This is a genomic window from Streptomyces sp. NPDC043176, assembly GCF_056436715.1.
The window spans coordinates 104,901-118,084 of sequence record NZ_JBWKCA010000006.1 but is presented as its reverse complement, the minus strand read 5'-3'; the positions used below and the strand labels follow the sequence as shown (position 1 = coordinate 118,084).

Below are 13,184 nucleotides of genomic sequence, written 5' to 3'. Positions count from 1 at the left end.
CAAGGAGTCCTGCCCATGACGGCGACGACCGCCGGCACCGAACAGACCGCCACCGGCGGCCACCCGCAGCGGTGGCTGATCCTCGGCGTCATCTGTCTCGCCCAGCTCACCGTGCTGCTCGACAACACCGTGCTCAGCGTCGCCATCCCGTCGCTGACCTCCGAACTCCACGCGTCCACCAGCGACATCCAGTGGATGATCAACGCGTACTCGCTCGTCCAGTCCGGCCTGCTGCTCAGCGCGGGCAACGCCGCCGACCGCTACGGCCGCAAGAAGCTGCTCGCCATCGGACTCGCGCTCTTCGGCCTCGGCTCGCTCGCCGCCGGACTCGCCGACTCCACGGCCCAGCTGGTCGCCGCCCGCGCGGGCATGGGCGTGGGCGGCGCCCTCCTGATGACCACCACGCTCGCCGTCGTCATGCAGATCTTCGACGACTCCGAGCGGGTCAAGGCCATCGCGCTCTGGTCCACCGTCGCCTCGCTGGGCTTCGCCGGCGGACCGCTGATCGGCGGCGTGATCCTGAACCACTTCTGGTGGGGAATGATCTTCCTGATCAACATCCCGGTCGCGGTCGTCGCCCTCGTCGCCGTCCTCAAGCTGGTCCCGGAGTCCAAGAACCCGCAGGGCGAACGGCCCGACCTGCTCGGCGCGCTGCTCTCCACGATCGGCATGACCGCCGTCGTGTACGCGATCATCAGCGGCCCCGAGCACGGCTGGCTCTCCGTCCGGGTCCTCGTCCCGGCCGCCGTCGGCGTGGCGGGTCTCGGCGCCTTCGCCCGGTGGGAGCTGCACACCCCGTACCCGATGCTCGACATGCACTTCTTCCGCAACCAGAAGTTCGTCGGCGCCATCGGCGGCTCGATCCTGGTCGTCTTCGGCATGGGCGGCTCGCTCTTCCTCCTCACCCAGCACCTGCAGTTCGTGCTCGGGTACGAACCCCTGGAGGCGGGGCTGCGGATGGCGCCGCTGGCGCTGACGATCGTCGGCCTCAACCTGACCGGCGTCGGCCCCAGGATCGTCATGAAGCTCGGCACCCCGCCCACCGTGGTCCTCGGCATGACCCTGGTGGCCGCCGGCCTCACCTCGATCTCGCTGCTCGGCGGCGGTACGGACGGCAGCTACGCGGGCATGCTCCTCGGCCTGGTGCTGATGGGCGGCGGCATCGCCCTCTCCTCCCCCGCCATGGCCAACGCGATCATGAGCTCGATCCCGCCGGAGAAGGCCGGTGTGGGCGCCGGCATCAACGGCACCCTCGCCGAGTTCGGCAACGGCCTCGGCGTGGCCGTCCTCGGAGCCGTGCTCAACGCCCGCTTCGCCGCGCTGGTCGCCGTCACCGCGACCTCGCTGCCGGCCGCCCTGGCCGCCGCGGGCGGCGAGGCCGAACGCCGGGCGATCTCCGACGCGTTCGCCTCCGGGCTCCAGACCAGCCAGCTGGTCGGCGCGATCGCCGTGTTCGCCGGCGGTCTGGTGGCCGCCGCCCTCCTCGGGCGGGCCGAGCGCGCGGAGAAGGCCGCGGGCGCCGGGACGCCGGTCGCTGCCTAGCATGGTGACGGACCGCTGACAGACGGAGGAACGCGATGGTCAAGGCAGCCGATCGGGCCAAGAACCCGGCGCGTTCCAGCGTCTGGCTGGAGGAGAGGGCCGCCCGCAGTGGCGGCGGCCCCGCCGGGCTCGACCGGGACCGGATCGTCGAGACCTCCATCCGGATGCTCGACGAGGAGGGCCTCGCCAAGCTCTCGATGCGCAAGCTGGCCACCGAGCTGGGCGTCACCGCCATGTCCCTCTACTGGTACGTGGACACCAAGGACGACATCATCGAGTTCGCCATGGACAGCGTCTACGGCGAGGTCGACCTCGCGGCGGTCGACGCCGCCGCGGACTGGCGGGAGCGGATCCGCGTGCTCGCCCTGGAGTACCGGCGGATGCTGGTCCGGCACGCGTGGATGTCGCCGAGCACCGGCCAGTACCTGAACATCGGCCCGAAGGCGATCGCCGTCGGCCGGAAGATCCACGAGACCATCCGGGACACCGGGCTCTCGCTGGACCGCCGGCCGAGCGCCATGTCGGCCGTCTTCCAGTTCGTCTACGGCTACGGGACGGTCGAGTCCCAGTTCGGCCGGCGCGCGGCCGAGGCGGGCATGTCGCAGGACGAGTTCTACGTCGACGCGATCAAGGCGTTCCGCGACGACCCGGTGTTCGAGGAGCGGGCCGAGGGCATGCGGGAGATCCTCGACGAGCGGGCCTCGCACGGCAGCGTCAGCGCCGTCTGGGACCGCGACTTCGCCTACGCCCTGGACGTCCTGGTCGCCGGCATCGAGGTCATGGTCGCGCGCGAGGCCGGGGAGCCGGACCGTACGGAGACATGACGGAGCGGCGGGCCGTCCCCTGCCCGCCGCTCCGTACCCGACCCGGCCGCGCCTCCGCTCGAAGCGCGGCCGGGAGCTTTTCTACCGGGCTTCCGTCTCCGTCGCGTTGCTCTTCAGAGCGACCTCCCTGATGAACAGGGTCACCACGAAGGCGAGCAGCGCGAACGGCGCGGAGTAGAGGAAGACGTCGGCGACACCGTGGCCGTACGCGCTCTCCATGACCGTGCGGATCGGCGCCGGCAGCCTGTCCATGTCGGGGATGCCGCCGCCCGAGCCGCCCTGGCCCATGGCGCCCGCGGCCTTCGGGCCGAGCTCGGCCAGACCGTCCTTGACGTAGCTCGTGACCCGGTGGGCCATGACCGCGCCCAGCGCCGAGACGCCGATCGCACCGCCCAGGGAGCGGAAGAAGGTGACGACGGAGGAGGCGGCGCCGAGGTCGGCGGGGGCCACCTGGTTCTGGGTGCAGAGCACCAGGTTCTGCATCATCATGCCCAGGCCGAGACCGAGGACCGCCATGAAGAGCGCGATGTGCCAGTAGGTCGTGTCGTAGCGGATCGTGCCGAGCAGGCCGAGCCCGCCGGCGGCCAGCGCGCCGCCGCTGACCAGCCACGCCTTCCACTTGCCGGTCTTGGTGATGATCAGGCCGGAGACGGTGGAGGAGACGAACAGGCCCGCGATCATCGGGATGGTGAGGACGCCGGACATGGTCGGCGACTCGTTCCGCGCCAGCTGGAAGTACTGGCTGAAGAAGACCGTGCCGGCGAACATCGCGACGCCCACGAAGAGCGAGGCGAGCGAGGCCAGGGTGATCGTGCGGTTGCGGAACAGGCGGAGCGGGATGATCGGCTCGCTCGCCCTGGACTCGACGAGGACGAACAGTCCGCCGAGCGCGACCGCGCCGAGGACCATGACGGCGGTCTGCCACGACATCCAGTCGTACTTGTCGCCCGCGAAGGTGACCCAGATGAGGAGCAGCGAGACGGCGGCGCTGATGAAGACGGCGCCGGCCCAGTCGACCTTGACCTGACGCTTCACGACGGGGAGGTTCAGGGTCTTCTGCAGGACGATCAGCGCGATGATCGCGAAGGGCACGCCGACGTAGAAGCACCAGCGCCAGCCGAGCCAGTCGGTGTCGGTGATGACGCCGCCGAGCAGCGGGCCGCCGACGGTGGCGACGGCGAAGGTGGCGCCGAGGTAGCCGCTGTAGCGGCCGCGCTCACGGGGGGCGATCATCGCGGCCAGGATGATCTGGGAGAGGGCGGTCAGGCCGCCGACGCCGATGCCCTGGACGACGCGGCAGGCGATGAGCATGCCGGTGCTCTGTGAGAGGCCGGCGACGACCGATCCGGCGACGTAGACGACCAGGGCCACCTGGACGAGGAGCTTCTTGGAGAAGAGGTCGGCCAGCTTGCCCCAGAGGGGGGTGGTCGCGGTCATCGAGAGGAGCGCGGCGGTGACGACCCAGGTGTAGGCGGACTGGCCGCCGCCCAGGTCGGTGATGATCTGGGGGAGGGCGTTGGAGACGATCGTCGAGGACAGGATGGCGACGAACATGCCGAGCAGCAGCCCGGACAGCGCCTCCATGATCTGCCGGTGCGTCATCGGGGCGGTCTCGCCGCCACCGCTGCCGGTGAGGCCGTCCCGCACACCGGTTTCGGGCGTGGTCGTAGCCATGAACTTCCTTTTTTCTCAGGCGTGGTGGGCCCGGCAGTCCCCGAAGGAGTCGCGGAGGCGGGCGAGCAGGTGGGTGAGGAGTTCGACGTCGTCGTCGGACCACTCCGAGAGGTGGCGGGAGAAGGCCTCGGTGACTCGGCGGTCGAGTTCGCCGAGCATCGCGTGGCCCTGTTCCGTGAGCCGCAGGATGCGGGAGCGCTTGTCGTCGGGGTCGGGCAGCCGCTCGATCCAGCCGTGTTCCACGGTGTGGGCCACGTGACGGCTGCACACGGACATGTCGACGGCCATCAGTTCGGCGAGCCGGCTCGTCCGCATGTCGCCGTGGTGGTTGACCAGGGCGAGGACGGCCGCCGAGCCGCCCTGGCATGCGGCGGGGAGGGCGCGGGCGAGGCCGCGCTTCACGGCTCCGATCGCGCTCACCGAGCGGGCGAGCTCCTCGTACCGGTTCCGTGTCGCCATCGCGCACCCCCGTCCATCTTGTTGCTTAGGGCAACCATAGAGATGGATGGTTGCTTCAGGCAAACTAAATCGGTCAAACGGCGCTAAAGAATCGGCAAAGGCGGAGGGCGGGCCGGAGGGTTGGGGCCACCGCCCCCCTTTCGCTAGGGTCCTGGCCCATGGCACACAACCCCCAAGCACCGTACGGCCAGGGCCAGGGCGCCCCTCAGGGTCAGACCCCCGAGGGCTACGACCCCGCCGGCAGCACGCAGATGTTCCGCGCCTTCGTCGACGAGGGCACCCCGCAGCAGCGGCAGCCGCAGGCCGTCGCCGCCTCGGGTGGCCCCAAGGTCGGCCTGATCGTCGGCGTCCTCGCCGTGATCGTCGTCCTCGCGGGCGTCGCCTGGCTGGCGCTGGGCTGACCCCCGTCCCTCACCTGCCCCGGGTGGGCCGGCTCCGCGCGACGCGGACCGGCCCACCTTCTCTTTTACGGCTCCGATGGGCGAGGTGTCCTCCACGGCCCCGAGGGGGCGAGGCGCGGAGGAGGACGACGGCCGCCCGACTCCGGTCACCCGTCTACGGCCGCCCGACTCCGGCCACCCGTCTACGGCCACCCGTCTACGGCCACCCGTCTACGGCCGCGGACCGTCCAGTGCCGGGGCGAGGACCGCGAAGGCCTGCTCGATCAGCGCGCCCGGGTCCGCGGCGCACTCGGCGGCCCGCTCCGCGCTCCACCGGCGCAGGACGGAGTCGAAGGCGGTGAGCGCCATGCCCGCCGCGAGCCGGGGATAGAGGTCGGTCTCGGGGTCGAGTCCGAGGCGGGAGCCCAGTTCGTCGGTCAGCTCCTCGCGCCACTGCGCCTGGTGTTCCAGGAAGCGCGCGAGCAGGGACGGGGTCCGCAGGATCAGCCGGACCACCGGCAGGACCCGCTCGGCGTGGTCGCCGCAGGCGGCCAGCGGCACGGAGACGGCGTGCAGCAGCGCCTCGGAGGGCCGCTCGCCGGCGGGCCGGGCGGCGAGCCCCGCGCGCATGTCGGCGCCCATGCCCGCCAGGAACTGGACGACCACGTCGTCCTTGGACGCGAAGTAGCGGAAGAAGGTCCGCTTGGAGACCCCGACCGTGGTCGCGATCTCGTCGACGGTCACCGCGTCGAAGCCCTTGTGGGCGAACAGCTGGAGGGCGGTCTCGGTGAGCTCGGACGCGACGAGCTGTCGCTTGCGCTGGGCGAGGCTGGTCTCGGGGCGGGTGGTCACGAGCCGATGGTAACGCGGTGCCTTCCAAGGCATCCAGGGTCATGCTTGACACCGAGTGACACGAAGGGCAGCCTGTGCCACATGACCAGGAAGCAGCGCTGGACCGCCGACCTGATACCGGACCAGACCGGGCGGGTCCTCGTCGTCACCGGGGCCAACAGCGGCCTCGGACTCGCCACCACCCGGGCGCTCGCCCTCCGGGGCGCGCACGTCGTCCTCGCCGTACGGGACGAGGAGAAGGGCCGGGCGGTTGCCGCCCGCCTCGTGGCGGCCGGAGCGGATCCGGGACTCCTCGACGTGCGACGGCTCGACCTCGCCGACCTCGCCTCGGTGCGGGCCTTCGCCGACCGGATGCGCGCCGAGCACCCGCGCCTCGACGTGCTCGTCAACAACGCGGGGGTGATGGCCCCTCCCCGCACGCTCAGCCCGCAGGGCCACGAGCTCCAGTTCGCCGTCAACCACCTCGGCCACTTCGCGCTCACCGGGCTCCTGCTCGACCTGCTCGCCGCCGGCCGCGACCCCCGGGTGGTCACGGTCAGCTCGATCAACCACCGGCAGGGCACCCTCCGCTTCGACGACCTCGCCGGCGAGCGCGACTACGCGCCCATGGCCTTCTACAACCAGTCGAAGTTGGCCAACGCCGTCTTCGGCCGGGAACTGCACCGCCGCCTCACCGCGACCCGCAGCTCCGTCCGCAGCGTCCTCGCGCACCCCGGCTACACCGCCACCAGCCTCCAGACCAAGGACACCGGCGGCCTCGCCCGGCTCGTCTTCGGGTACATCGGCAACCCCCTCCTCGCCCAGCGCCCCGAGCGCGGCGCTCTGTCGCAGTTGTACGCGGCCACCGCCCCCGACGTGACGGGCGGCGACTTCATCGGCCCCGGCGGCCCCGCCGAACTGCGCGGCGCCCCGACCCGGGTACGCCTCTCCGGCGCGGCCGCCGACCCGGACACGGGCCGCCGGCTGTGGGAGCTCTCGGAGGAGCTGACCGAGGTGCGTTACCCCGGCGCGTGACGGGGGTGTGCGAAGGCGCCGCTCAGTGCCACTCGGCGGTGACGGCCCGGGTGTCGACGCGCATGCCGAGCGGGACGCGCCAGGATTCGAGGCAGACCGTGTAGGTCTGAGTGCGTGCCGTTCCGGCGGCGATCGGCGCCGGCAGGGGCTGCTGGGAGCTGATCGTCGCCCAGTCGACGCCCAGGGCGCCGATGACGTGGGTGGCGAAGGTGACCGTGCCGGAGGTGGCGGCGGACCCGCCGGTGTTGCGGAAGGTCACGGTGACCCGCTCGCACCAGCGCCGGTCGCCGTCCGCGAGGCTGGGCGCGGAGACGGTGAGCACGGCGGGCCCGGGTGCCGGGGTCGGTGGGGGAGTCGGTACGGGCGTGCCGCTGCCGGGCGCCGTGGGCCCGGGCGTCGCGGAGGGGGTCCGGGGCGGGGCGGTCGTACCGCCGGTGCCGGGCGCGGCCGTCGGAGGCGTACCCGATCCGGAGCCCGATCCGGACCCTGACCCTGATCCGGAGCCCGACCCCGGGCCGGACCCCGAACCCGTACCCGATCCCGCACCGGAGGACCCTGAGTCACTGCCGGGGGCGTCCGAGGGGCCCGGGAAGGGGCCGTCGGCGGCCGTGGGCGGGGTGCCGGGGGGCGTGGGGGACGGGGAGGAGGTGCTGGAGGTCAGGCCCGGTGGCGTGGGGCCGTCGAGGGGGACGAGGGTGACGGCGCCGGAGGGGGCGACCGCGCCCTTGGGGGAGGGGCCGGCGCCGACCGCCGCGTACCCCTCGCCGTCTCCGCCGCCGCAGGCGGTCAGCGCTCCACCGAGGCAGAGCGCCACCGCCACGAGTCCCGGTCCCGTTCCCGGCTTCCTTGGCCTCATGGGTCCAGTGTTCCTGACGGATCGTCAAGTAAACCGGGTTTTACGGAAGTCGGCGGGAGGGTCAGTCGGAGATGAGGCCCTCGCGCAGCTGGGCGAGGGTGCGGGTGAGCAGGCGCGAGACGTGCATCTGGGAGATGCCGACCTCTTCGCCGATCTGCGACTGGGTCATGTTGGCGAAGAACCGCAGCATGATGATCTGCCGCTCCCGGGGCGGCAGTTTGGCGAGCAGCGGCTTGAGCGACTCGCGGTACTCGACGCCTTCGAGGGCCGTGTCCTCGTAGCCGAGGCGGTCGGCGAGCGAGCCCTCGCCGCCGTCGTCCTCGGGCGAGGGGGAGTCGAGCGAGGAGGCGGTGTACGCGTTGCCGACGGCGAGGCCGTCGACGACGTCCTCCTCCGACACCCCGAGCACGGCGGCGAGTTCGGGGACGGTGGGGGAGCGGTCGAGCTTCTGCGCGAGCTCGTCGCTGGCCTTGGTGAGGGCGAGCCGCAGCTCCTGGAGACGGCGCGGGACCCGCACCGACCACGAGGTGTCGCGGAAGAACCGCTTGATCTCGCCGACGACGGTCGGCATGGCGAACGTCGGGAACTCCACGCCGCGTTCGCAGTCGAAGCGGTCGATCGCCTTGATCAGGCCGATGGTGCCGACCTGGACGATGTCCTCCATCGGCTCGTTGCGGGAGCGGAAGCGGGCCGCGGCGTACCGCACGAGGGGGAGGTTGAGCTGGATGAGGGTGTCGCGGACGTAGGTCCGCTCGGGGCTGTCGGCGGCGGCGCCCTCGGTGTCGAGCGCGCGCAGTCGCAGGAACAGGGAGCGCGAGAGGGTGCGGGTGTCGAGGGCGCCCGACGGCACGGCCACGGGCGGCGGAGGCATGACCTCCGCGCTTTCGGCCGCGGTCGGCGCCGTCGTCTGCGTGGGCACGGGAACGGGCGTGAGCGTGAGCACCTTCGAGCTGCCCAGTTCTGTGGACATGCCACCCCCTTGAGGTCGCGGACGGTCGCGGTGGCCGCGACCATCTGAGGAACGCAGCTTCCACCTGAATACCGGCGGCGGGGCTGCGGCAAACTCGGTTCCAGCAGAATGTCACATGTCGGCAACACGCTGTAGTGACTTGTCGACAAGGTAAGGGGGCATATCCGCAGGAAACAAGGGGTGTAAGGCAATTGGGGCGGCGCAGAACTGCTCCGAACCGGTCTACCCGATCCGGTTACGCCTCGATTCTGTTTGCGGATCTCAGACGCGCGAAACTGCGGGCGAGGAGCCTTGACACGTGCATCTGCGAGACCCCCAGTTCCTGGCTGATCTGAGACTGGGTCAAGTTGCTGTAGTAGCGCAGCATCAGGATCCGCTGCTCACGCTCGGGCAGCTGGACGAGCAGGTGCCGGACGAGGTCGCGGTGCTCCACGCCGGCCAGGGCGGGGTCCTCGTAGCCGAGCCGGTCGAGCAGCCCGGGCAGCCCGTCGCCCTCCTGCGCGGCCTCCAGGGAGGTGGCGTGGTACGAGCGTCCGGCCTCGATGCAGGCGAGCACCTCGTCCTCGCCGATGCGCAGCCGCTCGGCGATCTCGGCGGTGGTGGGGGAGCGGCCGTGGGCGGTCGTCAGGTCCTCGGTGGCGCCGTTCACCTGGACCCAGAGCTCGTGGAGCCGGCGCGGCACGTGCACGGTCCGGACGTTGTCGCGGAAGTACCGCTTGATCTCGCCGACGACGGTCGGCATCGCGAAGGTCGGGAACTGCACGCCCCGGTCGGGGTCGAAGCGGTCGATCGCGTTGATGAGGCCGATGGTGCCGACCTGGACGACGTCCTCCATCGGCTCGTTGCGGGAGCGGAAGCGGGCCGCCGCGTACCGCACGAGGGGGAGGTTGGCCTCGATGAGGGCCCCGCGCACCCGGTGGTGCTCCGCGGTCCCCGGCTCCAGGTTCTTGAGCTGCCCGAAGAGCACCTGGGTCAGCGCGCGGGTGTCGGCGCCGCGGGTGCTCTGGGGCCGGGGGCGCGGGGTGTCCGCGCCGCCTGCCTCGTGCTGGGGCGGGACTTGAGGCGCTGTACTGGCCGGCACGTTCACGCCACCCCTTCGGCTGGTCCTGCTGGTCGACTGAATCAACTACGGTCAACTCATCCGTCAAAAGCGGTCATAGCATCACAAGACATGTCCACTGTGTGCAAGCACCGCATAATCACGTGTTGAGGGCATGATGGTGGAAAAAGGGGAGGTCACGCACGGAAAAGGCCCCCCGCCGCGAGGACAGGGGGCCTACGGGTGAGGCGGGGGCTAGAAGGCGTAGTCCGCGATGACCCACGTGGCGAACTCGCGCCACTGGGCGACGCCCGCCTGGTGCGCCGGGTGGTCCAGGTAGCGCTGGAGCGCGTCGGTGTCCTCGACCGCCGAGTTGATGGCGAAGTCGTACGCGATCGGCCGGTCCGTGATGTTCCAGTCGCACTCCCAGAACCGCAGCTCGGGGATCTCCCCACCGAGTTTGCGGAACGCCTCGACGCCGGCGACGACACGCGGCTCGTCACGTGCGACGCCGTCGTTGAGCTTGAAGAGGACCAGATGGCGGATCACGAAGGGCTCCTAGTTGATGAGTTCGGTCATGAACTCGCCGACACCCTGGGCGGCGCTGGAAATGCCCTCGAACCCTACCTGCACGAGATCGGCCGCCCGGGCCGGGGACGTGACGATCGTGTACAGCACAAAGACCACGACCGCGTACAGCGCGACCTTCTTCGCTTGCACCATTGCCCAGCCCTCCCCTGTTCCCCCGGCGTACGACCGCGCCACTCTAACCGAGCCTTTATGGACCAAGGGCCCGGCGATCGGGGCCTTTCGCCATCCCCCGGAAGGGTGACGGGCGCGCAGTATGGATGTCGAGCCCGGAGGATCTGGCAGGAATCCGAAGGGCTCCTGGAACCGGCCCGCACTGCGGGGTCCGCGCCGCGAGCTTCCCCCTGAACGCGGCGCAGGACTTGCAGGTCCGGTTCTCATCGGGGGGAACGGCTTGTCCCCCCGATGCCGTTCCCCCCGTCCTACGGAGAAGGCCCCGGGCCGCGCCACGAGCGCGGCCCGGGGCCCTTCGCGTACGCCGCGCTCCGCACGTCCGGGGTCCGGGAACACGCCGAAGGGCCCGGCGCAGATGCGCCGGGCCCTTCGATCGAAGCGGTAGCGGAGGGATTTGAACCCTCGGTGAGTTTCCCCACACTCGCTTTCGAGGCGAGCTCCTTCGGCCGCTCGGACACGCTACCGAGAGAGAGCTTAGCCGAAACTTCCGCTGCGATGAAATCCGTATCGAAGCCCAGGTCGGAGCAGGGGTCAGCGGGAGCGGAAGAAGGCCGTCAACTGCTCGGCGCAGGCGTCGCCGAGCACGCCGTGGATCACCTCGGGGCGGTGGTTGAGCCGACGGTCCCGGACGAGGTCCCAGAGCGAGCCGGCCGCACCCGCCTTCTCGTCGAGCGCGCCGAACACCACCCGCTCGACCCGCGACTGGACGAGGGCGCCCGCGCACATCACGCACGGTTCCAGGGTCACGACCAGCGTGCACCCCGTCAGACGCCACTCCCCGGTCGCGGCCGCCGCCCGGCGCAGCGCGAGCACCTCGGCGTGCGCGGTGGGGTCACCGGCCGCCTCCCGCTCGTTGTGCGCCCGCGCGAGGACCTCGCCGTCCGGTCCGAGCACCACCGCGCCGACCGGCACGTCACCGGCCGGCTCGGCCGCGGCCGCCTCGGCGAGCGCGAGCCGCATGGCGTCCCGCCAGGGATCCCGTACGGGGTCGGGCGCGGCCCCCGCCGCGCGTTCGGCCCCGGGGGCGTCCCCGACGGGATCCGCCCCGGACGTGTCCCGTACGGGGTCGGCCGCGGAGTCCGGGGCCGGTACCGCGTGTGCCACTAGCGCACGGCCTCCAGTACCTCGGCGGCGCCCAGCGCGTCGGTGATCACCGCGAGGGCGTCGCTGTCGAGGGCGCGGAGCTCGCGCTCCGACAGGCCGAGGTCCGCGAGGACCAGGGAGTCGCCGACGGGAGCGGACGGTACGGCCTCGTCGGCCTCGTCGTCCCCGTCGGCCTCGTCGGTGAGCGGTTCCCCGTCCTCCGTGCCGTCCAGGTCCAGGGACTCCAGCTCGTCGAGCTCGGCGTCGAGGTCCTCGCCGAGGATCTCCCGGGTGAGGATCTCCCCGTACGAGGAACGGGCGGCGGCGGCGCCGTCCGAGACGTAGATCCGAGGGTCTTCCTCACCCTCGATCCGTACGATCCCGAACCACGCGTCCTCCTGCTCGATGTAGACGATCACCGTGTCGTCGTCCGAGGCCTCGCGGGCCAGCTCGGCCAGATCCGACAGGGTCTCCACGTCGTCGAGCTCCGTGTCGCTCGCTTCCCACCCGTCTTCGGTGCGCGCGAGCAGTGCGGCGAAGTACACCTGACTCTCTCCCACTGATCAGAGGTGTGACGTTCCGGCGGCGGCGCTCCTGGTGCCCCGCCCAATCGGCATCGTGACAGAAACAGGGCCCGCAGGAGAGGTCTTCGGTCCTTGCGTCGTGCATCAGTCTGAACGACACCGCCATAGGGCGGGCGTGCGACCCCGGCGCACGGAGGGGGCGCACGAAGGACCCCGGCACCGCGTGGGCACCATCGGCCCCGGCGGCCTCACCAGCGGAAGGTCCGCATGCGCATGGCCTGCCGCATCCGGGCGGCCCGGGCGCGCCGCGGCTGCACGCGTTCGCGCAGTGCCTTGGCCTCGTTCAGTTCGCGGAGGAACTGGGCGCGGCGCCTGCGGCGCTCCGCGTCGTTCTCCGGTGCCGGCGTGCGGGCCGCCCTCTTGGCGGTTCCGTCGGCCGGTTCTTCCAGGTCGGGCATCGGCCACACCACCCCATCGCTGGGTCCCTGTGCCCCCACCTTCCCCCAACGGCGTGGGTCGATGCCAGTGCGCGGCGGGCTACTGTTGAGCCATGCGTCTCCACGTCGTCGACCACCCCCTGGTCGCCCACAAGCTCACCACCCTGCGCGACAAGCGCACGGACTCCGCGACCTTCCGCCGTCTCGCCGACGAGCTGGTCACCCTGCTCGCCTACGAGGCCACCAGGGACGTCCGGACCGAGCAGGTCGACATCGAGACCCCCGTGACGCCCACGACGGGCGTGAAGCTGTCGCACCCGCGTCCGCTGGTGGTCCCGATCCTGCGCGCCGGTCTCGGCATGCTCGACGGCATGGTCCGGCTGCTCCCGACCGCCGAGGTCGGCTTCCTGGGCATGATCCGCAACGAGGAGACGCTGGAGGCGTCCACCTACGCCACGCGGATGCCGGAGGACCTCTCGGGCCGCCAGGTGTACGTCCTCGACCCGATGCTGGCGACCGGCGGCACGCTGGTCGCGGCGATCCAGGAGCTCATCAAGCGCGGCGCGGACGACGTGACCGCGGTCGTGCTCCTCGCCGCCCCGGAGGGCGTCGAGGTCATGGAGCGCGAGCTCGCCGGCACGCCGGTCACCGTCGTGACGGCCTCGGTGGACGAGCGCCTCAACGAGAACGGCTACATCGTCCCGGGCCTGGGCGACGCGGGCGACCGCATGTACGGCTCCGCCGAGTAGGACACGGCCGGCTCCGCCG

15 protein-coding genes, 1 tRNA gene and 1 pseudogene are annotated in these 13,184 nt (G+C 71.5%); 5 read left to right on the top strand and 12 right to left on the bottom strand.

The window, feature by feature from the left end; translation table 11 throughout:
- The first annotated feature begins 15 nt into the window (after nucleotides 1-15).
- Both AC067A_RS11905 and AC067A_RS11900 read left to right on the top strand, forming a co-directional pair.
- On the top strand, nucleotides 16-1,542 hold the full coding sequence (locus tag AC067A_RS11905) for an MFS transporter (RefSeq protein WP_478618028.1): 1,527 nt from the start codon (nucleotides 16-18) through the stop codon (nucleotides 1,540-1,542).
- A gap of 35 nt (nucleotides 1,543-1,577) precedes the next feature.
- The gene (locus AC067A_RS11900; protein ID WP_478618025.1) at nucleotides 1,578-2,366 is read left to right on the top strand and encodes a TetR/AcrR family transcriptional regulator C-terminal domain-containing protein; all 789 of its coding nucleotides are present in this window, start codon (nucleotides 1,578-1,580) and stop codon (nucleotides 2,364-2,366) included.
- Between the two features lie 87 nt (nucleotides 2,367-2,453).
- Here the strand turns inward: AC067A_RS11900 and AC067A_RS11895 are convergent.
- Together AC067A_RS11895 and AC067A_RS11890 are read right to left on the bottom strand one after the other, a co-directional pair.
- Nucleotides 2,454-3,968, bottom strand: a pseudogene (locus AC067A_RS11895) (MDR family MFS transporter); the annotation flags it as partial.
- A gap of 87 nt (nucleotides 3,969-4,055) precedes the next feature.
- Complete coding sequence (locus AC067A_RS11890; RefSeq protein WP_478618023.1) at nucleotides 4,056-4,499, bottom strand: MarR family winged helix-turn-helix transcriptional regulator; 444 nt, start codon at nucleotides 4,497-4,499, stop codon at nucleotides 4,056-4,058.
- 158 nt (nucleotides 4,500-4,657) lie between these two features.
- On the opposite strand from AC067A_RS11890, the gene AC067A_RS11885 reads away from it, so the two are divergent.
- On the top strand, nucleotides 4,658-4,900 hold the full coding sequence (locus AC067A_RS11885; protein ID WP_478618021.1) for a hypothetical protein: 243 nt from the start codon (nucleotides 4,658-4,660) through the stop codon (nucleotides 4,898-4,900).
- 210 nt (nucleotides 4,901-5,110) lie between these two features.
- Here the strand turns inward: AC067A_RS11885 and AC067A_RS11880 are convergent, their stop codons facing one another.
- Complete coding sequence (locus AC067A_RS11880; RefSeq protein ID WP_478618019.1) at nucleotides 5,111-5,731, bottom strand: TetR family transcriptional regulator; 621 nt, start codon at nucleotides 5,729-5,731, stop codon at nucleotides 5,111-5,113.
- Nucleotides 5,732-5,812: 81 nt separating this feature from the next.
- On the opposite strand from AC067A_RS11880, the gene AC067A_RS11875 reads away from it, so the two are divergent.
- Complete coding sequence (locus AC067A_RS11875) at nucleotides 5,813-6,745, top strand: oxidoreductase (protein WP_478618016.1); 933 nt, start codon at nucleotides 5,813-5,815, stop codon at nucleotides 6,743-6,745.
- A gap of 22 nt (nucleotides 6,746-6,767) precedes the next feature.
- Here the strand turns inward: AC067A_RS11875 and AC067A_RS11870 are convergent, their stop codons facing one another.
- The 9 genes from AC067A_RS11870 to AC067A_RS11830 form a co-directional block, all read right to left on the bottom strand.
- Nucleotides 6,768-7,601: a hypothetical protein gene (locus tag AC067A_RS11870; protein ID WP_478618013.1), complete on the bottom strand. Its 834-nt coding sequence runs from the start codon at nucleotides 7,599-7,601 to the stop codon at nucleotides 6,768-6,770.
- Nucleotides 7,602-7,662: 61 nt separating this feature from the next.
- Nucleotides 7,663-8,571: an RNA polymerase sigma factor SigF gene (locus AC067A_RS11865; RefSeq protein ID WP_478618010.1), complete on the bottom strand. Its 909-nt coding sequence runs from the start codon at nucleotides 8,569-8,571 to the stop codon at nucleotides 7,663-7,665.
- A gap of 235 nt (nucleotides 8,572-8,806) precedes the next feature.
- Nucleotides 8,807-9,652: an RNA polymerase sigma factor SigF gene (locus AC067A_RS11860; RefSeq protein ID WP_470878135.1), complete on the bottom strand. Its 846-nt coding sequence runs from the start codon at nucleotides 9,650-9,652 to the stop codon at nucleotides 8,807-8,809.
- A 213-nt stretch (nucleotides 9,653-9,865) separates the two neighbouring features.
- Entirely contained in the window at nucleotides 9,866-10,159 is a 294-nt protein-coding gene (locus AC067A_RS11855) for a Dabb family protein (RefSeq protein ID WP_017240519.1), read from the bottom strand.
- A 9-nt stretch (nucleotides 10,160-10,168) separates the two neighbouring features.
- Nucleotides 10,169-10,333, bottom strand: a complete 165-nt coding sequence (locus AC067A_RS11850; RefSeq protein WP_015034987.1) for a hypothetical protein — start codon at nucleotides 10,331-10,333, stop codon at nucleotides 10,169-10,171.
- 418 nt (nucleotides 10,334-10,751) lie between these two features.
- Nucleotides 10,752-10,836, bottom strand: a tRNA-Ser gene (locus AC067A_RS11845).
- Nucleotides 10,837-10,903: 67 nt separating this feature from the next.
- Nucleotides 10,904-11,332, bottom strand: coding sequence for a tRNA adenosine(34) deaminase TadA (gene tadA / locus AC067A_RS11840; protein WP_051787379.1), 429 nt, complete (start codon nucleotides 11,330-11,332; stop codon nucleotides 10,904-10,906).
- Between the two features lie 143 nt (nucleotides 11,333-11,475).
- A complete protein-coding gene (locus AC067A_RS11835; protein WP_478618768.1) occupies nucleotides 11,476-12,000 on the bottom strand; it encodes a tRNA adenosine deaminase-associated protein in 525 nt (174 codons plus the stop codon).
- 227 nt (nucleotides 12,001-12,227) lie between these two features.
- On the bottom strand, nucleotides 12,228-12,437 hold the full coding sequence (locus AC067A_RS11830) for a hypothetical protein (RefSeq protein ID WP_478618006.1): 210 nt from the start codon (nucleotides 12,435-12,437) through the stop codon (nucleotides 12,228-12,230).
- A gap of 92 nt (nucleotides 12,438-12,529) precedes the next feature.
- On the opposite strand from AC067A_RS11830, the gene upp reads away from it, so the two are divergent.
- Nucleotides 12,530-13,165, top strand: coding sequence for a uracil phosphoribosyltransferase (gene upp / locus AC067A_RS11825; protein WP_017240523.1), 636 nt, complete (start codon nucleotides 12,530-12,532; stop codon nucleotides 13,163-13,165).
- The last annotated feature ends 19 nt before the right edge of the window (nucleotides 13,166-13,184 follow it).